The sequence below is a fragment of the Pasteurella oralis genome, from assembly GCF_002850605.1.
Lineage (GTDB): Bacteria > Pseudomonadota > Gammaproteobacteria > Enterobacterales > Pasteurellaceae > Pasteurella > Pasteurella oralis.
The window spans coordinates 195,156-217,809 of the sequence record NZ_NXGB01000002.1 but is presented as its reverse complement, the minus strand read 5'-3'; the positions used below and the strand labels follow the sequence as shown (position 1 = coordinate 217,809).

The following is a 22,654-nucleotide window of genomic DNA, read 5'->3' as shown; positions in this document are numbered from 1 at the left end:
ATCGACCGCACTTTAATTAATGCGACTTTTTCACTGCAATATGTACTGTCACTTCTTCTCGATCATGATAAAGATGTTTCGCTTGAATTTGATAGCTCATACCTTGCGTCATTAGTTCATCCTCAAGGTATTGCAAACATTTCTGAACCTCAAGATAACGCTTTTTCATAGGTAATTTAAGATTAAAAATCGTTTCATGACACCAACCATTCACGAGCCATTTGGTAATCAAATTAGCAATACGGATTGGCTGCTCTACCATATCACAAACTAACCAATCTATTTTGCGACGTTTTGGCGGTTGGAATTTAAATCCATCCTCAGGGCAATGCTCAATACGCCCTGTTTCATGTAAACTTGTTGCCATTTTTCCGTGATCTACGGCATAAACAAATAAGCCTCGTTTAACTAGCTGATAAGTCCAACCGCCTGGACAGGCGCCTAAATCGACAGCATACATTGTTTCTTGTAAGCGTACTGCTTCCTGCTTTTTAGGAATAAAAGTGAGAATTGCTTCCTCTAACTTTAACGTCGAACGACTTGGTGCATCTGCAGGAAATTTCAAACGCGGAATACCCATAAAATGAGCGGAGTGATTATGGTTATAAGAATAGCCAACATAACAACTTGTAGTATTAATAAAGAGGACATGTAAAGTCACACTAGCTGATTTACCAACATGAGCCGCTAACCAGCCTTGTTTTTTCAATGCTTGGCGTAGTGGTACAGTAAACTTGCGACAAAAGACAGAGAGTGCTTTTGCTTCATTAGTATCCGCTGTTTCAACAAAAATTTCATTACTTTGCTTTAAATTAATTTGAGCTGCGATCTGTTGATATTGTGCCACAATAGGCAAAATCCGATCTTGTGACGATAAATCAGTTAAAAGCTCGGAAACAACTAACATTTGACGCGCAAAAATCAATTGGTGGAAAGGTATCTCTCGTGCTAGGCGATCTGCATCGCCTGTCTGATAACATTCAAAAATTACATAACCACTATTTTCGACAACACGCGCAAAGCCAAAAACACCAAGTGCGGTCGCTTTTTCACTAATTTCAGCAGCGACTTCTTTTTCAAAACCAAGACGACAATAAAGGGCTAATTTATTCATTATTTTTGTTTCATTGTTTCAATGATCCAAGCTCGAAAAGCTTGAATACGTTCATCATTTACATCAAAGTGATTCACAACATAGAACGATTTTGGATCATGCAAATTTGTTGGTAAGACAATTTGTAAATGTCCATTATCAATTTCCTGCTGTGCTAAAATACGGTTCGCAAGTACTAAACCCTGCCCATGTATAGCCGCTTGTAATGCCATAAAAGTATGGCTAAATAGCGAGCCTTGCTGAATATTTAAATCATCCAGTTGCAAAGAACTTGCCATATTTTTCCAATTATCACGAGTATGAATATGAATTAAAGTGTGATTTTTTAAATCGTCTTTACTCTGCACGGGAATTTGGGCAAGTAATTTTGGTGAAGCGAGAATAAGGAGATTCTCTTCAACTAACTTTTCAACCTGCAAATTATCCCAGTTTCCTAGCCCATAATAAATAGCAATATCAATATCTTTGCTAAGTAATCCTTCATCCTGATCAACACCTTTTAAACGCACTTCAATATCAGGATAATGCTGGTTAAAATCGCTTAGATGCGGTACTAACCACTGAATACCAAATGTTTGTGGCACACTAATGGTCAGATGTTTATCATGTTTTTTTGCTAATAATTTATCAGTAGCTTCAGCAAGTCGATGTAGAATTTTTGTCACATCAGTAAAATAAGCCTGACCTAATTCTGTTAATTCCAGTGAACGATTCTTACGTTTAAACAATTCAATGCCTAAAAAATCTTCTAACAGTTTTATCTGGTGACTTACTGCAGCTTGTGTTACAAACAATTCTTCTGCTGCTTTTGTGAAGCTTAAATGCTTTGCAGCAGATTCAAATGCTTTCAATGAATTCAAGGGAGGCAAACGTTTACACATACGCTCTTCTCAATGTTAAATTTTTGATCTATAATATAAAAAATATCTTTCGCATTAATTTTTCTAATGCGTCATATAAAAAAATATTCGTTGTTCACTCTCAGGCTTCCTCTTACAATGCAACCATACTTAATGATTGGTAATTCCTTACTGGTTAAGAGTTTCGGACTTAAGTATGATGTTGTGTTTGCATATTGTTTGGGAAACCAAACAGAGTAACTTTTGAAGTTACTTATTTTCACTTCCTGTATATTTATTTTTAAACCCTTTTGGTTAGACACCGCTCAGTCGAGCGGTGTTTTTTTATCTGCTGATTTTAGCACAATCACCTGCTTATTGCTTGTTTTACTTCAAAATATTTTATCTTTCAGATTTTCTGTTTTAATCACTAAATTTTTTTCTCGCAAACATTTGCAAGCTATGAAGAATGGTGTAGATTAAAACTCATTCTCCAGACACAACAAAAAGGATATAACAATGACAAAAAATATTGATTGGCAAAATTTAGGCTTTGGCTATATCAAAACAGACTATCGCTACATTGCATATTGGAAAAATGGTAAATGGTCAAAAGGTGAGTTAACACAAGATAATACATTACACATCAGCGAAGGTTCAACCGCATTGCATTATGGTCAGCAATGCTTTGAAGGATTAAAAGCCTATCGCTGTAAAGATGGCTCAATTAACCTTTTCCGCCCAGATCAAAATGCACTGCGTATGCAACGCAGCTGTCAGCGTTTATTAATGCCTGAAGTACCGACTGAGATGTTTATTGATGCATGTAAACAAGTAGTCAAAGCAAATCAAGAATGGTTAGCACCTTATGGCACAGGCGCTACATTATATTTGCGTCCATTTATGATTGGTGTAGGCGATAACGTCGGTGTAAATCCTGCACCAGAATATATTTTCTCTATTTTCTGTTGCCCTGTGGGTGCTTACTTTAAAGGTGGTTTAAAACCAACTAATTTTTTAGTCTCAAATTATGACCGAGCAGCACCACAAGGGACAGGTGCAGCCAAAGTTGGAGGCAACTATGCCGCAAGCTTATACCCAGGTAAAGAGGCAAAAGCACATGGCTTTGGTGATTGTATTTATTTAGATCCAACTACACATACTAAAATTGAAGAAGTCGGTTCAGCAAATTTCTTTGGTATTACTCAGGACAATACATTTATTACTCCACTTTCCCCTTCTATTTTACCTAGCATTACTAAATACTCTCTTCTCTACCTAGCAAAAGAGCGTTTAGGTTTAGAAACCAAAGAAGGGGATGTCTATATTGATCAATTAGATCAATTTAAAGAAGCTGGAGCTTGTGGTACAGCAGCAGTAATCACACCTATTGGTGGTATTCAATATGGTGACAATTTCCATGTTTTCTATTCTGAAACTGAGGTGGGCGAAGTCACAACAAAACTCTATAACGAGCTTGTCGGTATTCAATTTGGTGATGTTGAAGCGCCCGAAGGCTGGATTGTGAAAGTTGACTAAGCAAACTTTTTTATTTTAAGTCACTTTAATTAACATGTTATAGTCACCTTAAGCTCAGATGCAACAATCTGAGCTTTATATTTCTAAACGTTTGATAGGACTTAACTCACTTTTAAAAACACAACAAAGTGCGGTCAATTTTTAGTAAATTTTACTTATAACAGGAAGAAAAAATGAGAATAGGTTTAGTTTTAGAAGGCAGTGCCATGCGCGGTATGTTTACTGCTGGTGTACTTGATGTGTTTCTTGATGAAAAGATTCATATTGATGGTATTGTTGGCGTTTCTGCAGGTGTGTTATTTGGGGTTAATTTTCCATCAAAACAACGTGGACGAGCAATTCGATATAATAAAAAATATTTAAATGATAAACGTTATATGGGATTACATAGCCTATTATGTACTGGCAATATTGTAAATAAAGATTTTGCTTTTTATGAACTTCCTTTCAAATTAGATCCCTTTGACATTGAAATGTTCCTTGCTTCAAACATCGATTTTTATGCGACTCTCACTAATGTTGAAACAGGAGAAGCTGTGCAGCATATCAAATAAATAGAATACTTAAAATGAAAGTACCTAGAATCCGAATGATTTATCTATATAAAAAGCTCTTTTACTTAAAAAAATAAAAGAGCTTTTAGCATACACTAGATGGTCTGAACTTTTTATAACTTAGTTTATGTATATACATATAAAGTTACAAAGATTTCAGATCACCCTTTTAAATCAAAAAATTATACACGTTTAAAGTCAATGTGAACTAATTTTGGTTTAAATGGGTGGCGTTGCATTGCTTGTACTTTCACCGCAACTTCTTTACCATCAATAACTAAAGTGATCACTTCAGAATAAAATGAATCGTGAACTTGTGCATTGTTTAAATCATCATGATTTAAGATGATTGATACTGGTGCTTCACTGCCACCATAAACAATAGCAGGGATTTGACCATTATGACGCAGGCGGCGGCTCGCACCCTTACCTTGCGACTGACGAACTTCAGCGTTAAATTTAAACATTTGTACTATTCTCATTATTAGAATTAAAAGATAAAACCGCAGGCGACCCAACGATTTTCCATAAACTCGCTCAAAGGCTTGCTTTGAGAGGCAGGGATTATATTTGATTTGGGTGTACAAATCAAATATTAATCAGAGATTCTATTGAGTTTTTTAGCGACTTTATAAAAAAAACAAGGTAGAATAACAAACTGTTTTATGTAAGCTATCATAATTAATTGAGTGGTATATAAATGGATCTTCTAATCTCGTTTTTTTCTGACTATGGTTACTTTGCTGTATTATTCGTTCTAATTTTGTGCGGATTTGGTTTACCCATCCCTGAAGATATCACTCTCGTTTCTGGTGGCGTTATCGCAGGCTTATATCCAGATGATATCAATGTACATATCATGTTAGTAATCAGTATGTTTGGTGTATTAGCGGGCGACTCTTGTATGTATTGGTTAGGGCGTATCTATGGAGCCAAAATCCTTCGCTTTAGATTAATGCGTAAATTAATTACATTGAAAAGACTACGCTTAGTTCGCGATAAATTTGAAAAATATGGCAACCGTGTACTATTCACTGCTCGATTTTTACCTGGATTACGTGCTGTAATTTATATGGTTTCAGGCATTACACGTCGTGTTAGTTATACTCGTTTTGTACTAATTGATTTCTTTGCTGCAATTATTTCTGTTCCTGTTTGGGTATATTTAGGTTATTTCGGTGCCCAAAATCTAGATAAGTTACATCACCAAATTCAGCAAGGACAATTTTTTATTTATATCATTATCGCTGTTCTTGCTATTTTCTTATTGTGGAAATGGAAAAAAAGTAAAAAAGCTAAAGTTGAACAATAATCATTATAAGGTGCGGTCAAAAGTAAAAGCGTTTTGTTAGTCATATAACAAGGCGCTTTTTTCTATCAGCATAACATTTTAATCTACTAATATCGTCTCCATATAAGTCAAACGTTCAAGATTAGTAATATAGTGACCAAGCTCTTGTTCTTCTGGTTTGTATAAATAAGGAATTTGTCCTAAAAGCGGTGCATCAATTTTTTCACTTAATAGTTCAATAATCTCAGCATAATGCCCTAAACAAGGATTAATACGATTAGCAATCCAACCTAACAAAGGTAACCCTTTCTGCTGTATTGACTCCATCGTTAATAAAGCATGATTGATACAACCTTCTTTAATTCCCACAACAAGCACAACTGGCATTTTTTGTTCTTGTACCCAATCAGCAAAATGATAATGCTTATTTATTGGTGTCAGCCACCCATATGCACCTTCCACCAATACTGATTGATACTTTTTATTTAAATGTGACAAATCAGAATTCATTTTTTCCACATGAATACTTTTTCCTTCACGAGAAAAAATAGGCATACTATGCCTAAATGTATAACTGTTCACCTCTTGATAATTAACCAACTCTTTTGTTGAATTGATTAAAGTTAGTACATCTGCATTATCTTCAAAACCATAATCACTTTCAGGCTCATTTTGATATTCTGTATCAGTATAGATATTATCTTCACGGCTAAATGCAACGGGCTTATAACCCACTATTTGAATACCTTTACTTTGCAACGCCTGTATTATTGCTCGACTTGCCACAGTTTTTCCTACATTAGTATCTGTGCCTGTCACAAAAAAGCTGCTCATTGCCTATCCCCTTCTCCGATCTTTTATCTGTAAGATCTTAAAGGAATTCTTTTTTACAAATGTTGAGATAACACAACTTTTTATTAAATTGATGTCATTAATCCAAAGAATATGCACAAAAAAAGCACTGCCTTGATTTATATCAATAACAGCACTTAATCTTAAAAGAAATTTAATCTTTAATGAAATGCCCTAACAAACTGCCATCATAAATGCTTTGTTTAATTGCCGAAGCAGCTACAACAGGAGTATTCCATTCATATTTTCCCGTGATAACTTCTACTTTTGAATCAGCAATGGCTAAATTTGCTTTTAATATTCGATTGACTCGATTTAAGAAAATATCTTTTGAGAGTAAAAAGCTGGAACTTAACATGATTTTTTCTGAGGCAAATATACTGACTAAATTCATTAAGATATAAGCCAAACTATCTGCAATATGGAATAAAATTTGCTCTGCTTTTTTATCGCCTTTATTTGCTATTTCACATAAAAATGCTATTTTCTCCGAGCAATTAGATAATCCATTCTCGGGAAAATACTTATCGATAAGAGGATAAATCGCTTTATGTGTAATCTGGTTTTGCAATTGATAGCGTTCAACCTCATTTAAGTGTGTGCTGATATCTTGTTGTAAACCACTTAATTTTGGCACGATCATTTTATTAATATGGCTTCGCGTTTGGCTCTTATGTAATAACAACTCACCTTTAGAAAGCACGCTAAAATTAATCACGTCGTCTAATTGTAAAAATAGTACATTGTCACAATTAATTACGCTGCCTAAAGTTGATTCTGCTAGTAACCAAGTTTGAAAATATTCAGTAATTAATACTGGTATTTTAAAATAAGGGGTGAAAAGTGTTTTTAAATCGATATCAAGCTTGGTCTCACCAAGCTTGATTAATCTATTTTTATGATCAAGTTCACCACCAACAGCGACAGAAAAAGTAATTAAATGGTTCAGTTCATCCTGCGTTTCAGTAAGAAACTGTTGTAAATAATCCACTAGCACTTGTTCTAGATTTTTTAAATCTTCTTGTTTTAAAGGATACACACTGTGTTTAATCGTGCCACCGTCAAGTTCACTTAAAATAATTTCAAACCGATTTTCAACCAGTGTTGCACACAAAGATTGCCAATAAAATGGTGATACACATAAGCCAATAGCTGGACGACCACGGCTTTCAGTATTTTGTACCGCTCGCTCAACAATCAGTTTTTCTTTAATAAGCTCACGTGTTAATGCCGTAATTGTTGCAGGCGCTAAGCGCGATAATTTTGATAAGTCAATACGAGAAATTTCTTCAAATTGTTCGACTAAACGGTAAATACGTCCAAGTTGTTTTAAACGTAGTGGCAATTTATCTTCTTTTCTAATTTTTGGCATAATTAATACTCAATTCCATAAGTGAATAAGGATAGGATTGCTATTGAAGTATGTCTAAGCAATACCTATTTTTACATTCTGTTGCATGTTAATGCGGAGGATTCTAATAAAAATAAGAAATAACAAATTGTTTACTTATACCAGTTATAGTAATAAAAACAAGCGGTTTAAATCAATAATGAGGCTTATTTCACAAAAACAAAACTTTTAATAGATTTTGGCAATTTGCATAAGTTAAGGTAAACTATATCGGTTTATTTCTTTACAAAACTTGTTGAAAACAGAGGTTTTTATATGACTAAAATTGCATCTATTGTTGATGTGTTACAAGGTAAAATTGCGATTGGCGAACAAGTGACTATCCGCGGTTGGATTCGTACTCGCCGTGATTCAAAAGCAGGGCTTTCTTTCTTATCCATTTACGACGGTTCTTGCTTCGATCCAATCCAAGCTATTGTTAATAATGATATTGAAAATTATACCTCTGAAGTCTTACGACTGACTACAGGTTGCTCTGTTATCGTCACTGGGACTGTAGTCGAATCGCCTGCTGAAGGTCAAGCAGTTGAGTTACAAGCAAGTAAAGTTGAAATTTCAGGTTGGGTCGAAGATCCCGAAACTTATCCAATGGCAGCTAAACGCCATTCTATTGAATATTTACGCGAAGTTGCCCATTTACGCCCACGTACAAATATTATTGGTGCAATTGCGCGCATTCGTCACTGTTTAGCGCAGGCTATTCATCGCTTCTTCCACGAACAAGGTTTCTATTGGGTTGCGACACCATTAATTACTGCGTCAGACACCGAAGGGGCAGGAGAAATGTTTCGCGTTTCTACTTTAGATTTAGAAAATTTACCGCGTAATGAGCAAGGTGCGGTCGATTTTTCGCAAGATTTCTTTGGTAAAGAATCATTCTTAACCGTTTCTGGCCAACTAAACGGTGAAACTTATGCTTGCGCATTAAGCAAAATCTATACCTTTGGTCCAACATTCCGCGCAGAAAACTCAAATACTACGCGCCATTTAGCTGAATTTTGGATGGTTGAGCCTGAAATTGCCTTTGCCACTTTAGCAGATAATGCAAAATTAGCCGAAGATATGTTGAAATATGTTTTCCGAGCTGTATTAGAAGAACGAAAAGATGACTTAAAATTCTTTGAAAAACATGTTGATAAAGATGTTATTAGCCGTTTAGAAAATTTCGTCAGCTCTGACTTTGCGCAAATTGATTATACTGATGCAATTGATGTGTTATTACAATCAGGTAAGAAATTTGAATTTCCAGTTTCTTGGGGGATCGACTTATCTTCTGAACATGAACGTTACCTTGCTGAAGAATATTTCAAATCCCCAGTGGTTGTGAAAAACTATCCAAAAGACATCAAAGCGTTTTATATGCGTTTAAATGATGATGGTAAAACTGTTGCTGCTATGGACGTTTTAGCCCCAGGAATTGGTGAAATCATTGGTGGTTCACAACGTGAAGAGCGTTTAGCTGTATTAGATCGACGTATGGTTGAAATGGGTCTAAATCCTGAAGATTACTGGTGGTATCGTGACTTACGTCGTTATGGTACAGTTCCACATTCAGGTTTTGGTTTAGGTTTTGAACGTTTAATTGTATATGTAACTGGTGTGCAAAATATTCGTGATGTGATTCCATTCCCACGCGCACCACGTAATGCAAACTTCTAATGAATTAATATCATTGAAATTATTTTCCCCTTATTGCAAGATAAGGGGAATTTTTTAGGTAAGTAAAATGAACGCTCTGAGTAAAAAAAGCATTTTTGTGTTATTTTCAACTGTACTTTTGCTGGGCTGCTTTATCGCTATCATTCGTTCCCTTCCCTACTCATCTCTGAAAGATCATTTTCCTTATTCTACTGCAGTATATGATGAGCACAACAATTTACTGCGTCTAACTACTGCCAAAGATGAACGTTATCGTTTATGGATCCCCTTTGAGCAAATTTCCCCCAAATTAGTTGATGCAGTTTTATTTCAAGAAGACGAATGGTTCTATTGGCATTTTGGTGTGAATCCCTACGGCTTAATACGTGGAGCATGGCAAACTTATGTTTTACGCAATTCACCACAAGGCGGTTCTACGATAACTATGCAACTTGCTCGTGTCTTATGGCAGATTGATAGCCGTACATTATGGGGGAAAACTGAGCAAATATTGCGCGCTATTCAACTGGAAATTCGCTATTCTAAAAAAGAAATTCTCGAGGCTTACTTTAATTTTGCACCTTATGGTCGCAATATTGAAGGCGCAGGTACGGCAAGTCTGATTTATTTTAATAAAGCAAATAGTCAAATTAACTTAGCAGAAGCGATGACATTAGCTATTCTGCCCAAAAATCCGAATGCTTATATTCGCCAAAATAATGCTCAACTCAATCCCGCTTTATTCAAAGCACGTAATCAGCTTTATCAACGCTGGCTAGTAACCCATCCTGAAGATAAAAAATGGCAAACTGATTTCCAGCTCAATTATGCTTTACGCCCTTTAGAAAAATTGCCATTTTTTGCACCGCACTTTGTCGATCAATTGTTACAACAATATCCTGATAAATCTGAGCTTATTAGTACCTTAAACAGTCATCAACAACGCTTAGTTGAACGTATTACTCATCGTTATTTATCACAGCAACATCGACATGGTATTAATAATGCTTCAGTGTTATTAGTCGATAATGACACGATGGAAATTAAAGCGTTAGTTGGTTCAGGTAATTATTTCGAACAAGCTATTTCAGGTCAAATCAATGGCACTCTAGCTCGGCGTTCTTATGGGTCGACATTAAAACCATTCATTTATGCGCTCGCCTTTGATCAAGGACTGGTCCATAGCCGAACTATTTTAAAAGATTTACCGACTACGTTTGCTGAGTATCAACCTGAAAATTACGAAGGCAATTTTTTAGGTCCTATTAGCGTGACGCAAGCATTGCTACAAAGTCGAAATATTCCAGCTATTGAGATGGCTAGTCGACTTTCACCTGATTTATATGATTTTTTACAGCAAGCAAATATCACATTAGCTAAAAACAAGTCACATTATGGTTTATCTTTAGTTTTAGGCGGAGCAGAGCTGAATGCTCAGCAATTAGCAAGTCTATATGCGATGTTGGCAAATCAAGGCGTATGGTCGCCGTTAAAATCACTTAAAGCAGAAAAATTACCGCTCAGCAAGCAATTATTAAGTAAAGAAAGTGCGGTAATGATTCATGATATTTTACGCCAAAATGTCCGTACAGATGTACAAAATAAATCAATTAAATCAAATTTGCCTCTTTATTGGAAAACAGGCACATCTAATGGTTTACGCGATGCATGGACGGCTGGCTACTTTGGACGATATACTTTGATTGTATGGCTTGGAAACTTCAATAATAAAAGTAATCCACATTTAATTGGACGTAGTTTAGCTACACCTCTCTTTTTACAACTTGCAGATAGTATTATTGCTAATGAACCACAAATGCGTGACATTGTCACAGAGGGAACAAGTTTAAAAGAAGTGCTAGTCTGTCAAGCCGATGGTAATCTACCTAATCAATATTGCCAGCAACAAGTAAAGACCCTTTTTATTCCAGGTAAATCACCTATTACCGTTAGCCAACTTTACCAACCATTTACCGTATTAAAAAATACCGACATGTTGGCTTGCCAACCTTATTCAGGATCGGAAACAGAACAAAAAATCTATGAAATGTGGTCAAGTGATTTTCAACAACTATTTGCACAAGCAGGCGTTATGAAACGCAGCCCAATCATTAATCCCGCCTGCCCTTATGAACAGCAAAATCAAGCCTTACAATATTTATATCAAAATAATCCTCAAATCATTTCGCCTTTAGCAAATCGTGATTACTACGTTTCACACAATGAGCAAGAGGAACCATTAACACTTTCCGCTACAGTTACGGCTAATGTTGATAGCATATTTTGGTTTGTAGACAATGTCTTTATTAGCGAAGCCGCACCAAATCAGCCCGTCTTCTGGCAGCCTCAGTCAACTGGCAGCTATACTATTTCTGCCATCGACGATCAAGGCCGAGTTGGCTCAGTACAAATTAAAGTAAAAATCAAAACTTTTTAAAAACAGACCGCACTTCAGCAACTACTAGTATATGTTACATAGTAGTACGTATTACTCATTTCTTTTTTGTTACTGACTTCATTTCCCATATACCTTTTAGCATGCTATGTTGCATATTATGGAATGCACTCTGTTTTAGATCACCAAAATAATGTGAAATTTCTCCCAATTTTTGGTGTACTCTTGCCGTTCTATGAAACAAGCGATAATTCTCTGGCTGTGTTGTTAATAACACTTGTTCAAGTTCTAACGCTTGCTGGTAGTAATAACGGCTTTGTGTATAATTCTGCTGCAAATGTGCAAGGTCACCTAATTTCTCATAACCTCGCGCTAAATCGGCTTGTATACAAAGGTTGTTAGGAGAATTTAAATAAAGTTTATGCATAATTATAAAGCCTGCTTGGTAATGCTGAACTGCCTGAGCAAAATCACCTTCTGCTTGTGCAACCTCACCCAATTTATAATACAAAATGGCTAAAATACGCTGTATTTGCTGATTATTTGGTCTTTCTTCTGACAGTTGTTCAAAAATACCAAATGCTTGCTGATAGTAATAAGAAGCTTGCTCTATTCTATCCTGACTAAGGGCAACACTACCTAACTTAGCATAAGACATGCCTAAATGTCGTCGATTTTGGCGATGATTTGGATATTTATTACCTAACTTTTGAAAAATTATAAACGCTTCTTTGTAGTGCAAAAGTGCTTGCTCAAATTGTTTCTGCGAACGAAAAATATTACCTATTTTTTCATATGAAGATGCTAAACTATGTTGAATTTGTAAATTATCAGGATCTTGAACAATCTGTTTTTTATCAATATTTAACACTCTTTGATAATACGATAATGCTTCTTTTTGTTTATTTTCAGCTAATTTAATATCTCCTAAATGCTTATAGGTCAAACTTAAATCTTGTAAAACTTGCTGGTTAGTTGGATCGCGTTCAACTAATTTTTCAATGATAGCAAGCTCTTGTTGGTAATAATTAAATGCTTGAATATATTGATGTTGGGTTTGCATTAAATTACCCAAATTATGATAAGAAAGGCTCAATTCCCTTTGTGTATCATAATTATTAGGCGCCTTTCGATAAATATCCTGATCGATACTAAAAGCATCTAGATAATAAGCTAAAGATTGCTCAAATTGATTCTTCAGCCGACTAATGTCACCTAATTTTTTATATATATTACTTAAACCACGTTGCACATCAAAACCTGATGGATTCTTTTTTGCCAATTTCTGCCTGATTTCAAAAGTAATTTGGTAATTTGCTTCCGCTTTATTTAAATCTTGTTGAATTTCAGCAAGATAGCCTAAGTTTTCATAAGCAATACCTAAATCATACTGAGCGTTTACATCATTTGGTGTTTTATTTACTAAATACTGAAATTCGTCAAATGCACGTTGATAATAAAAGCTTGCTTTATCAACATCCCCCAATTCTAGTGCGTGATTTCCCTGATTAACGTAAGCCATAGCAATTTGTCTTAACTCTTTATAATAAGAGTTCTGTTCTAAATTTTGGATAAGTTTTTCAATCTGTTGATAAACAACTGCTTGCTTTGTAGCAGGTACATATTGCTCTAGTACATTACGTACATCAAAGTTGAGAAAACGTACTGCAGTACCAATCTCACTTAATAACGTTTCTGATCTTTTTAACTCCATTTGATATTTTAAGGTTTGTTGCTCTGCTTCTTGTTTTTTCTCAAATGCAAAGCAGCCAACACCAATAGATAACACTAACAAGAGAGAAGAAATACCTAAACTCATTTTTACCCGTTTTAAAGCAAGTGATCTTGCCGTAATAAGTGCTCTGGCTTTTTTTAATTCATTGACTTGTTGCAACTGTTCTTGTTCACGACAACAATCTAAATATTCTCGTTGTACTGGTGTAATATAGGCTTTAAATTTTCCCTGCTCTAAGCGATCCATTTCTTGCAAACGACAACCGTTTAAACGTAACCATTCAGTATGTTTTTGAGTGCGCAGCCAAACGACAGTTTCAGCCTGTAACATTTCTAACAAAAATAAATCTGCAATATCTTCTTTTAGCCAGTCCGAAAGTAAACGCCATTGACGCAAAATACTTTCATGAGCAAACTCAACTGTAATCCCCCGCTCAGTATTGTGTTTACGCTTATTATCTAAAAATTGCACATTATAGTCTTTCGTCAATAAACGACTTTCAACTAAGCAATCAATAATTGGGCGTACATCTTCTGGAAAATCAGCATAATGAGCGACTTTACGGTGCGGTTGGTGTGTTTTTACATCAATACTGGCAAGATAAGGAATCACGGCTCGACGTAACAGCATAATACGCTCGTTATGGTTTTTAGGTAAACGAGGATCTTGCTGCGCTTTTGTTAATGCTTCATCAATAGCAATCGAAACAGCTCCTTGCAGTCCACCTAATCCTGAATGCTGTTGTGTATTTTCATCTTGAAAAGTCAAATATTCTTTTAGCTCTAACTTTCCATCATGACCATAATCTAAATATAAACGTTCTAAAGTAAAGGCTAATAAAGGTAAAGCGTCTTTACCTCCATCTTGTTCTAAATCTTTTAACAATCTGTCAGTTAATAGGGGATCAATCCAAAGTGGTTTTTGTGTTTTTTCTAAAAGCTTTGCTGGTCCTTCAATAATTTGCTGATAAGCACCTTTTGCAATAGGTGGTAAAGAAAACGGATATTGATCAATTCCTTCTAATTTTTCTGCAACCTGTAAAGAAGCGTACGCATCAGTACGAATAGTAGATAACACCATCACATCCAGTTCGTCACAATGAATTAGCTCTGCGATCAATTGTAAAAATTGATTTGTTTCTTCATTATAAGAAGTAAATAACTCTTCTGCCTGATCAACTGAAATAATTAAAGTAGGTAATTCTGAATTTTGCTGGAACTCTAATGAACCTCTTGCTTTTCTCAGAATACAAAGTAAAAACTCTTTTAAAGCAATACGTAATGTTGGTGTCATAACCATTGCTACAATCGATTGCTTAGTACGCCGAATATCAAGCATTTTACAAAGTTGAAACAATGCTTCAATTAGACCTTTTTCACCACTTAATACTAATTGATTTGGACGAATAAGTGGCAAAACTAAAAATTGCTGTTGTAAACGTGCTAGTCGAGGCAAAATACCTGCACGTAAAAAAGAAGATTTTCCTGAACCAGAAGCTCCTTGTATTGCAACAAAACGTGTTTTCGTTGTTTTACGTAAACGTTGTAATTCCAACAGTAATGCTTTAATTGCGCCATCTCGCCCAAATAAAAGCCCAGCGTCTTCAAATTCAAGTGGCTTTAATCCTTTATACGGACTAGGCGGATTGTTATAACGTGATAAAGGTGGCCATTGGAAGAAATCTGGATGTAATCCCGCATAAGTTAAGCCCCGTTTTAAACTATTCAAGCCAATTTGACTAAAAGAGACCATGCTTGATTGACCAGATGGTAACAACACTGGAATATGTACTCTTGGATGACCTATCTCAAGATTTCCGATATTCCATTTATCTAAAATAGTATGTGGAATACGATGTTTAGGCGATTTAATGATTAAAGGAAAAATAGGTTTACTTAATGCCACAGCCATCTGATATTCAGAGAAACAATGTGAAGAGACAAGCCAATTATCAGAAATAAGTAATATCATACCTTCACATTCACTGATCGAATTACCCAGCTTTTTACGCCATTCTTCTCCAACTTGAATACCATTATTTGGATCTAAATCTAAAAATAAAGACCAACCTAGTTCACCTAGCCAATTATATAAAGCAATAGATTCAGCATTATCTACACTAGAATGGCTAATAAACAATTGAGTCATTGTTAAATTTCCTTATACAAAATGTAATATCCTATTAAATAGCACAAACAGTTATTTCGTTTTAAAGCTATATTATGAAATTAAATATATGAGCTAATATTAATATTAGCTAGCTTGTTTAAGCTTTTTGAGTTGATAGTGTTGCCGCACCATTGGTTGCGCCAAAATAAAAGGAATTAAACGCAACATACATTCATCTTTATGTTTTTCTAACTCAGAAATCTGCTCAAATGGAACTAAACTACAGTTCAGCTGTTGCCTTTCATCATTCTGTTTAGCATAAAGCCAACCATCAGTTAAACGTTCTTGGTAAAAACGTTGATGTTCTAATCGTAGCAATGAGGTAAGATGTTGCTGAATTGCATAATGCAACTCTGCAATCAATAAATCTTGCGAACCACACTCTTTCTGGTGTACTAATTCAAAACCAAGTTCTCTTAGTTTGATAAATAAATGATCAGCGGCACAGCGATTTGAATGGCGAAATCCTTCCTGTAAAGACTCACGCCAATCTTTGTTTGCTGAATCAATATGTTCTAAAAATGCACTAGCAAATTGAGGTCCAAATTCTACAGATTTTATTGAAGGAAAAGCACGGCTATGAACGGCTTGATAGGCCGTATGAATGATTAATGACAATACATCATGTGCTTCTTCATAAGGATAATTAATACTACTTTGAATCATCGAAAAGTAATGAATATCCTGATTTTCTACTTTATTAGCTTGAGCTACCAAATTTAACTTTTCCACATAAGCCAAATCTTTTTCAAATAAACAAGCTGTAAGATAAGCTGGTGCTTGAAGTGCGGTCAAACTTTGACGAATTTTGTAACAAGCTTCCAATACCATGTAGTCTATATCGTCTGTCACATAAATGTGATTAAATTCACCATATTTCGCTATTACATCAGTAAGTAAAGCTGGAGAAATATGTGTCTCACGACATACATAGTGATTTGCTTCTAATGGAAACCCACCGCCACCATAAATTTGTTTACGCTGATTTTCTTTCAATAGAAGCGGATTTTCCTGTAAAAACTGTTCATAAGCTTCAGGATGTTGACTAAAAATACTTAAATAAATCTGATGAATATTTAAATAGACGCAATTACGCATGATGTTCAAAATTAATTGACCGGTAAGCCGTGTAAAACCGACAATACCGATATGCAGTATACCATTAGTCGATAATGAACTTTCACGTAATGGAGGGCGTTTTTGTAAGAGTAAACGTGCCGCACTATGAATAGCATTCCCCCATACAATTTCCCCCTTCTCGCTACGATACTGTTCAAAAATATGTTCTTGATTAGCAATACGTGATATCAATCGATTCGCTACATTAATCAACAAACGTGGTTTACTGCTAGTACGATTTAATAGTGGAATGATAGATTGTGCTAATGCAATATTTGTTTCATCCTGTAGGGCAACTAAATAAATCGTTTCTGCTGATTTTAAATTTAAACTATTCAGTTGCTCAAAAGATAACTCAGGTAAATGTAATAATTTATAATTCCGATCAGGTAACTCACCATAATAAGCTATCCCTTCTTTAGAAATATCAACAAACAGCTTTTTACCTGGACGATTGGCCAAAATACTTGAAACGAAAGCGAGTTTCGTTGTACTAAATACAACCATGTGTGGAGGAAACAGCTTTAAACTAAGAAATGTTATTTTTTGTCCAATCACTTGCACAAATAATTTGACTACAGCCCCAATTGTGAATAACGGCAAAGCAAAACGTGCTAATTCTATTTGCCAGTTTGGTGCATGTTCTTCCCCATTAATAACAATCAATTTAATATTGCTATACAACGCATCTATAAATGAGAGATGCTGTTCACTATAACCCCATAAACCGAGACAGAAAAAAATACTCAAGAGGAAATAAATAGTATAGCCTTTATTTTGAGCTCTACGATGTAATTGATTCATCATATCCGTTTATTTTAAATTACTTTATATTGGAAATGAAAACTAGTGATTAATGAACTAAATGAGCACTAAGAAATACCCATATAAAAACTAGGGACGCGATTATAATCAAAAATAAGAATAAAAGACAAACAATTTATTAGTAGAAATAGATTTATTTAGTTAAATAAAAAAATGATCATATTCAATAACTAAATATGACCACTTTTATAGTTTAAAAACTAATCAAAATGGTTTAGTCCATATTCATATAAAAAATTCTTTTTACAATTATATAATTCTGCAACAATAGCTGCTGCTTTCTTTAATGGTAATTCTTGGCTAATTAATTTAAGAGCTTTAATCGCTTGAGGATTTATCTCCTCCACTGCCGTTTTTAATTTGCCTTCAATAATTAATACTATTTCACCTTTTATCCTATTCAAATCTTCTTGTAGCCATTGACGCAAATTGACAACATTATCACCAACAATAGTTTCCCAAGTTTTTGTTATTTCACGCGCCAACACTACATAACGCCCTGCACCAAAGACTTTTTCCATATCGGCTAACGTGTCTAAAATACGATGAGTAGATTCATAAAAAATCAAAGTGCGTTCTTCTTCGACTAAATTTTGCAATTTATCACATCTTGCTTTCGTTTTAGCGGGTAAAAAACCTTCAAAGCAAAATCGATCTGAAGCAATACCTGATGCACAAAGTGCAGTAATTGCGGCACAAGCACCAGGAAGCGGTACAACTTTAATTCCAGCTTGGCGGCATTGACGCACTAAGTGAAACCCTGGATCACTAATCAAAGGTGTACCCGCATCAGAAACCAATGCAATATGGCATCCTTGTTGCAACTTCTCTACTAAAAGATGCGCTTTTTGTTGTTCATTATGATCATGTAACGCAAAGAAAGGTTTTTTAATTCCATAATGACTCAACAACAAACCACTATGCCGAGTATCTTCAGCAGCAATTAAATCTACTTGAGAAAAGACGTCTAACGCTCGCTGTGTAATATCTTGTAAATTACCAATCGGCGTGGCGACAATATATAAAATTCCTGTTAAATTATTCATTTGAGACTTCTTTTATTTGCTTTTAATGAGTGAGATAAGTAAGATCGTTCTATTGTTGTTAACAAACGGAGTAATCATGACTATTCTATTACAACACATTAATTTAAAAAATCGATTAATGCCTTTTTTCTTTACTCTTTTTCTTGCCAGCTGTACCACATTATTTAATACTGGCTTAACAAGTGCCTTAAAAGGTGATGCCAATGCAAGCTCTGACTTTTATATGAATAAAATGTATCAGGCACAAAACGTTGAAGAACAACAAACCTATAAACTCTTAGCTGCACGTGTATTAATTACAGAAAATAAATTACCACAAGCACAAGCACTGCTCGCTGAATTAAAAGATTTAACTGATGAGCAATTATTAGATAAATCCATCATCGATGCGCATATTTCAGCCGTTAAACAACAAAATACAGTAGCTGAAAATCAATTGAAACTGATCAATGTAACAAAATTAAGTAGTTCACAAATGGCGCGCTATTATGAGATTACCGCACGAATTGCAGAAAATCGTTATGATGCTATAGAAGCTGTTAAAGCCCGAATTAAAATAGATCAATATTTATCTGACATAGCACGTAAACAAGCAAATATTGACCGCACTTGGGCTTTATTACGTAATGCCAATCGTGGTGTCATTAACAATGCTTCTGCAGATGGTGATGCAGCATTAGGTGGTTGGCTAGCATTAACACGTGCATACAATGACAACCTAAATAGTCCAGCTCAGTTAAGTTATGCAATTCAACAATGGAAAACCGCATATCCAACTCATTCTGTTGCTTATTTATTCCCAACTGAATTACAAAGTTTATTTAACTTCCAACAAACGAATTTTTCACAAGTTGCCTTATTACTCCCGCTTAGCGGCAATGGTCAACTCATTGGAAATACGATTAAAGCTGGATTTGATGCCTCTAAAGATAATGCAGGCGCACAAGTGCAAATATTTGATACAATGACAATGCCTATTGAACAAATCCTTGATCAAGTAAAGCAAGCAGGTATTAAAACCGTTGTTGGTCCGTTATTAAAGCAAAATGTCGATACAATTTTAAATAACCCAAGCTTAGTACAAGGGCTAGATGTGCTTACTTTAAACTCAACTTCAAATGAACGTACTATTGGTCAATTATGTTATTACGGATTATCGCCTGAAGATGAAGCAGAATCCGCCGCAAATAAAATGTGGAAAGATGGTATTCGCATGCCATTAGTCTTTGTACCACAAAGCGATCTTGGTCGCCGTACTGCATCAGCATTTAATGTACGCTGGCAACAGCTCGCCGCAACTGATGCTAATATTAAATTCTATGCTCAAGCTGCAGATATCACTTATAGCCTAGAAAATGCGAATCAAAGCGCACAAGGAATCTACATTGTTGCTATGAGTGATCAACTAGCAGAAATTAAAACCAACATTGATAACAGCGGTAGCCAAACTAAATTATATGCTAGCTCACGTAGCAACTCTGCTAACAATGGTCCTGAATATCGCTTATTAATGGAAGGGTTACAATTTAGTGACATTCCATTCTTTAAAGATGTCACATCAGTACAATACAAGAAAATTGAAAAACTCACTAAAGGTGATTTTTCACTCATGCGTCTTTATGCAATGGGCGCTGATGCATGGTTGCTCATTAATCACTTTAATGAGCTACGCCAAGTACCAGGCTATAATATTGATGGTTTAACAGGTAAGTTAAGTGCTGGCTCAAACTGTAATATTGAACGTGACATGACTTGGTTCCAATACCAAAGCGGCGGCATCATCCCATTAAACTAAAATGTTCTCATTAAAGCGTCAACAAGGGGCGAGATTTGAATGCCAAGCTCGCCTCTTTTTAGAATCTCAAGGTCTGCAATTTATTGCAGCTAATCAATCTTTCAAATGTGGCGAACTTGATTTAATTATGTTAGATCAACAAACTATTGTTTTTATTGAAGTCCGTCAACGCCAAAATTGCTGTTTTGGTTCCGCAATTGAAAGTGTTGATTGGCAGAAACAACAAAAATGGCTGAATGCAGCCAATTTATGGCTTGCTCAGCAAGATCGTAGTTTAGAAGATACTGATTGTCGTTTTGACCTTATTGCTTTCGGTAAAACTACACAAGATATTGAATGGATTATAAATTTTCTTGATTAAGCATTATGTTAGAAAAACTTAAAGATTTATACACTGAAAGTATTCAAACGCACATTTCGGCTTCTAGCTTATTACCCAATAATATTGCTCAGGCAACTCAACACATTGTAGATTGTCTTCTTCGAGGTAATAAAATTATTGCTTGTGCTAATGGTCGTTCTTATATTAACGCTCAATTGCTCGTTGCAAATTTACTTAATCGTTATGAATTAGCTCGTCCGAGCTTTCCTTCTACTTTATTGAGTCTCGATAATGCAATTAATGCAGCAATGATGCTGGACAATAATACTGATACTGCTTTTCAGCGCCAATTCAATGCCATCGCGCAAACAGGTGATATTCTTGTTGCCTTTTCTCCTTTAGCTCACAATGAAGATTTAATTACTAACGTGATTAATAGCGCAGTAAACAAAGGAATTAATGTTATTGTACTCACAGGCTCAGGTAATGATCATATTCAAGGCTTTTTAACTGAAAATGATCTTGAAATTTCTGTTCCTGCGGTAAAAGAAAGTCGAATTATTGAAAGCCATTGCTTCATTGTTAATCTTATTTGTGAGCTTATTGACCACACGTTGTTTTCTCACTCATAGCTTGACAATAACGCTAATTTCAAGAACACTAAATGCAACTATGAATAATAAAGGAGAACTATCATGCACATGAAAACATTAAAAAAACTCTCTTTAATTTTAGGCGCAGCTCTCTTGCTACAAGGTTGTGTTGCCGCAACAATTGCGGGTACAGCCGCAGTAGCAACTAAAGTAGCGACAGATCCAAGAACAGTTGGAACCCAAGTTGATGATGAAACTTTAGAAGAAAAAGTACGTATCGCAATTTATAAAGATGCACAAGTAAAATCTGAAGCCCGTATTAACATCGTTTCCTATAGTGGTCGTATCTTGTTAATCGGTCAAGCACCAAATGACAATGTAGCAGAAGTTGCAACTAGCTTGGCTAAAGGCGTTGAAGGTGTAAATGACGTCTATAATCAAATTCGCATTCAACCACAAATTACATTCGGACAAATTGCTAAAGATGGTTTCACGACAACAGAAATTAAATCTAAAATGTTGGTAGACTCACGTGTAAAATCAACTGATATCAAAGTAATCACCGAAAATGGCGAAGTATTCCTGATGGGAAATGTTACACAAGCTCAAGCAGATGCAGCAACTGATGTTGCTCGTAATGTTTCAGGTGTGAAAAAAGTAGTCAAAGTATTCAATTACTTAAATTAATCTATTCTTGCTTATATTAGGCTAACAGTTCAACAAAAAGTGCGGTCAAAATTTTCAAAATTTGGACCGCACTTTATTTTTACTGAAATCATCTATGACATGGTTTTAGAGCTTAAATAACGCTCTACGGTATCAACGATAGCTTGAGTCTGTGGATCTATCTCAATATTTACTTTATCCCCTAACTCACGTTGTCCAATTAAAGTACGCGTTAAAGTTTCTGGGATAAGATTAACACAGAACTGCTGCGCTTTTACTTTACCAATAGTTAAACTGATACCATCAATCGCAATAAATCCTTTGGTAAGAATATACTTCATCACCTCTACATTAGGCAACTCAAACCAAACTTGGTAATTATTTTCTGAAGCGATGATGTCTTTTACTTCCGCAGTGCAATACACATGTCCCGATAAAATATGCCCACCAATTTCAGCTCCCATTTGTATAGCTCGTTCAATATTAACAAAATCACCAACAACTAATTCGCCTAAATTTGTAATACGTAATGTTTCTGCCATTAAATCAAAACTTACCAGATCATGCTTAATTTCTGTCACAGTTAAACAAACGCCATTATTAGCAACTGAAGCACCTATTTCTAATCCTTTTAGCATTTCTTGTGGCATTTTCACAGTCTGTGTTCTAAAATTAGCCTTGTCTTGAATAGAAACAATTTTTGCAGTTCCCTGTACAATACCTGTAAACATAGTCATCTCTCTTTTAAACA

General features: G+C 35.2%; 16 protein-coding genes and 2 pseudogenes. 9 read left to right on the top strand and 9 right to left on the bottom strand.

What is annotated here, in order from left to right; all coding sequences use genetic code 11:
- Nucleotides 1–16: 16 nt before the first annotated feature.
- Together rlmM and C0975_RS03460 are read right to left on the bottom strand one after the other, a co-directional pair.
- A complete protein-coding gene (rlmM, locus tag C0975_RS03465) occupies nucleotides 17–1,114 on the bottom strand; it encodes a 23S rRNA (cytidine(2498)-2'-O)-methyltransferase RlmM (RefSeq protein ID WP_101775003.1) in 1,098 nt (365 codons plus the stop codon).
- Nucleotides 1,114–1,995, bottom strand: a complete 882-nt coding sequence (locus C0975_RS03460) for a transcriptional regulator GcvA (RefSeq protein ID WP_101775002.1) — start codon at nucleotides 1,993–1,995, stop codon at nucleotides 1,114–1,116. The genes rlmM and C0975_RS03460 overlap by 1 nt, the downstream gene beginning before the upstream one ends.
- Nucleotides 1,996–2,460: 465 nt before the next feature.
- On the opposite strand from C0975_RS03460, the pseudogene C0975_RS03455 reads away from it, so the two are divergent.
- A pseudogene (locus C0975_RS03455) lies at nucleotides 2,461–3,492 on the top strand (branched-chain amino acid aminotransferase); the annotation flags it as partial.
- 173 nt (nucleotides 3,493–3,665) lie between these two features.
- A pseudogene (locus C0975_RS03450) lies at nucleotides 3,666–4,028 on the top strand (patatin-like phospholipase family protein); the annotation flags it as partial.
- A 200-nt stretch (nucleotides 4,029–4,228) separates the two neighbouring features.
- Here C0975_RS03450 and rplY read toward each other — a convergent pair.
- Nucleotides 4,229–4,513: a 50S ribosomal protein L25 gene (gene rplY, locus C0975_RS03445; RefSeq protein ID WP_101775000.1), complete on the bottom strand. Its 285-nt coding sequence runs from the start codon at nucleotides 4,511–4,513 to the stop codon at nucleotides 4,229–4,231.
- A gap of 233 nt (nucleotides 4,514–4,746) precedes the next feature.
- Here rplY and C0975_RS03440 point away from each other — a divergent pair, with 233 nt between their 5' ends.
- The gene (locus C0975_RS03440) at nucleotides 4,747–5,358 is read left to right on the top strand and encodes a DedA family protein (RefSeq protein WP_101774999.1); all 612 of its coding nucleotides are present in this window, start codon (nucleotides 4,747–4,749) and stop codon (nucleotides 5,356–5,358) included.
- A 78-nt stretch (nucleotides 5,359–5,436) separates the two neighbouring features.
- Here the strand turns inward: C0975_RS03440 and bioD are convergent, their stop codons facing one another.
- Nucleotides 5,437–6,171 (bottom strand): dethiobiotin synthase, encoded by a 735-nt coding sequence (bioD, locus tag C0975_RS03435; RefSeq protein WP_101774998.1) that lies wholly within the window; start codon nucleotides 6,169–6,171, stop codon nucleotides 5,437–5,439.
- A 172-nt stretch (nucleotides 6,172–6,343) separates the two neighbouring features.
- Nucleotides 6,344–7,561, bottom strand: a complete 1,218-nt coding sequence (locus C0975_RS03430; RefSeq protein ID WP_101774997.1) for an ROK family protein — start codon at nucleotides 7,559–7,561, stop codon at nucleotides 6,344–6,346.
- Between the two features lie 294 nt (nucleotides 7,562–7,855).
- On the opposite strand from C0975_RS03430, the gene asnS reads away from it, so the two are divergent.
- Together asnS and pbpC are read left to right on the top strand one after the other, a co-directional pair.
- A complete protein-coding gene (asnS, locus tag C0975_RS03425) occupies nucleotides 7,856–9,259 on the top strand; it encodes an asparagine--tRNA ligase (protein ID WP_101774996.1) in 1,404 nt (467 codons plus the stop codon).
- Nucleotides 9,260–9,326: 67 nt separating this feature from the next.
- The gene (gene pbpC / locus C0975_RS03420) at nucleotides 9,327–11,675 is read left to right on the top strand and encodes a penicillin-binding protein 1C (protein ID WP_101774995.1); all 2,349 of its coding nucleotides are present in this window, start codon (nucleotides 9,327–9,329) and stop codon (nucleotides 11,673–11,675) included.
- A gap of 55 nt (nucleotides 11,676–11,730) precedes the next feature.
- Here pbpC and C0975_RS03415 read toward each other — a convergent pair whose 3' ends face one another.
- The 3 genes from C0975_RS03415 to rsmI form a co-directional block, all read right to left on the bottom strand.
- Nucleotides 11,731–15,516, bottom strand: a complete 3,786-nt coding sequence (locus C0975_RS03415; RefSeq protein ID WP_101774994.1) for an nSTAND1 domain-containing NTPase — start codon at nucleotides 15,514–15,516, stop codon at nucleotides 11,731–11,733.
- A 105-nt stretch (nucleotides 15,517–15,621) separates the two neighbouring features.
- Nucleotides 15,622–17,460, bottom strand: coding sequence for a hypothetical protein (locus C0975_RS03410; protein ID WP_101774993.1), 1,839 nt, complete (start codon nucleotides 17,458–17,460; stop codon nucleotides 15,622–15,624).
- Between the two features lie 221 nt (nucleotides 17,461–17,681).
- Nucleotides 17,682–18,527 (bottom strand): 16S rRNA (cytidine(1402)-2'-O)-methyltransferase, encoded by an 846-nt coding sequence (gene rsmI / locus C0975_RS03405; RefSeq protein WP_101774992.1) that lies wholly within the window; start codon nucleotides 18,525–18,527, stop codon nucleotides 17,682–17,684.
- A 76-nt stretch (nucleotides 18,528–18,603) separates the two neighbouring features.
- Here rsmI and C0975_RS03400 point away from each other — a divergent pair, with 76 nt between their 5' ends.
- The 4 genes from C0975_RS03400 (at nucleotide 18,604) to dolP (ending at nucleotide 21,924) form a co-directional block, all read left to right on the top strand.
- Nucleotides 18,604–20,322, top strand: coding sequence for a penicillin-binding protein activator (locus C0975_RS03400; RefSeq protein ID WP_101774991.1), 1,719 nt, complete (start codon nucleotides 18,604–18,606; stop codon nucleotides 20,320–20,322).
- A 1-nt stretch (nucleotide 20,323) separates the two neighbouring features.
- A complete protein-coding gene (locus C0975_RS03395; RefSeq protein ID WP_101774990.1) occupies nucleotides 20,324–20,683 on the top strand; it encodes a YraN family protein in 360 nt (119 codons plus the stop codon).
- A gap of 5 nt (nucleotides 20,684–20,688) precedes the next feature.
- A complete protein-coding gene (locus tag C0975_RS03390; RefSeq protein WP_101774989.1) occupies nucleotides 20,689–21,276 on the top strand; it encodes a D-sedoheptulose-7-phosphate isomerase in 588 nt (195 codons plus the stop codon).
- 63 nt (nucleotides 21,277–21,339) lie between these two features.
- Nucleotides 21,340–21,924 (top strand): division/outer membrane stress-associated lipid-binding lipoprotein, encoded by a 585-nt coding sequence (dolP, locus tag C0975_RS03385; RefSeq protein ID WP_101774988.1) that lies wholly within the window; start codon nucleotides 21,340–21,342, stop codon nucleotides 21,922–21,924.
- Between the two features lie 92 nt (nucleotides 21,925–22,016).
- Here dolP and C0975_RS03380 read toward each other — a convergent pair whose 3' ends face one another.
- Nucleotides 22,017–22,634 carry a riboflavin synthase subunit alpha gene (locus C0975_RS03380; protein ID WP_101774987.1) on the bottom strand — a complete coding sequence of 206 codons (618 nt, stop codon included), beginning with the start codon at nucleotides 22,632–22,634 and terminating at the stop codon, nucleotides 22,017–22,019.
- Nucleotides 22,635–22,654: the final 20 nt, after the last annotated feature.

Excerpts from the sequence above, each read along its gene's own strand:
- rlmM (WP_101775003.1), bottom strand. The coding sequence starts at position 1,114 with ATGAATAAATTAGCCCTTTATTGTCGTCTTGGTTTTGAAAAAGAAGTC.
- C0975_RS03460 (WP_101775002.1), bottom strand. The coding sequence starts at position 1,995 with ATGTGTAAACGTTTGCCTCCCTTGAATTCATTGAAAGCATTTGAATCT.
- rplY (WP_101775000.1), bottom strand. The coding sequence starts at position 4,513 with ATGTTTAAATTTAACGCTGAAGTTCGTCAGTCGCAAGGTAAGGGTGCG.
- C0975_RS03440 (WP_101774999.1), top strand. The coding sequence starts at position 4,747 with ATGGATCTTCTAATCTCGTTTTTTTCTGACTATGGTTACTTTGCTGTA.
- bioD (WP_101774998.1), bottom strand. The coding sequence starts at position 6,171 with ATGAGCAGCTTTTTTGTGACAGGCACAGATACTAATGTAGGAAAAACT.
- C0975_RS03430 (WP_101774997.1), bottom strand. The coding sequence starts at position 7,561 with ATGCCAAAAATTAGAAAAGAAGATAAATTGCCACTACGTTTAAAACAA.
- asnS (WP_101774996.1), top strand. The coding sequence starts at position 7,856 with ATGACTAAAATTGCATCTATTGTTGATGTGTTACAAGGTAAAATTGCG.
- pbpC (WP_101774995.1), top strand. The coding sequence starts at position 9,327 with ATGAACGCTCTGAGTAAAAAAAGCATTTTTGTGTTATTTTCAACTGTA.
- C0975_RS03415 (WP_101774994.1), bottom strand. The coding sequence starts at position 15,516 with ATGACTCAATTGTTTATTAGCCATTCTAGTGTAGATAATGCTGAATCT.
- C0975_RS03410 (WP_101774993.1), bottom strand. The coding sequence starts at position 17,460 with ATGAATCAATTACATCGTAGAGCTCAAAATAAAGGCTATACTATTTAT.
- rsmI (WP_101774992.1), bottom strand. The coding sequence starts at position 18,527 with ATGAATAATTTAACAGGAATTTTATATATTGTCGCCACGCCGATTGGT.
- C0975_RS03400 (WP_101774991.1), top strand. The coding sequence starts at position 18,604 with ATGACTATTCTATTACAACACATTAATTTAAAAAATCGATTAATGCCT.
- C0975_RS03395 (WP_101774990.1), top strand. The coding sequence starts at position 20,324 with ATGTTCTCATTAAAGCGTCAACAAGGGGCGAGATTTGAATGCCAAGCT.
- C0975_RS03390 (WP_101774989.1), top strand. The coding sequence starts at position 20,689 with ATGTTAGAAAAACTTAAAGATTTATACACTGAAAGTATTCAAACGCAC.
- dolP (WP_101774988.1), top strand. The coding sequence starts at position 21,340 with ATGCACATGAAAACATTAAAAAAACTCTCTTTAATTTTAGGCGCAGCT.
- C0975_RS03380 (WP_101774987.1), bottom strand. The coding sequence starts at position 22,634 with ATGTTTACAGGTATTGTACAGGGAACTGCAAAAATTGTTTCTATTCAA.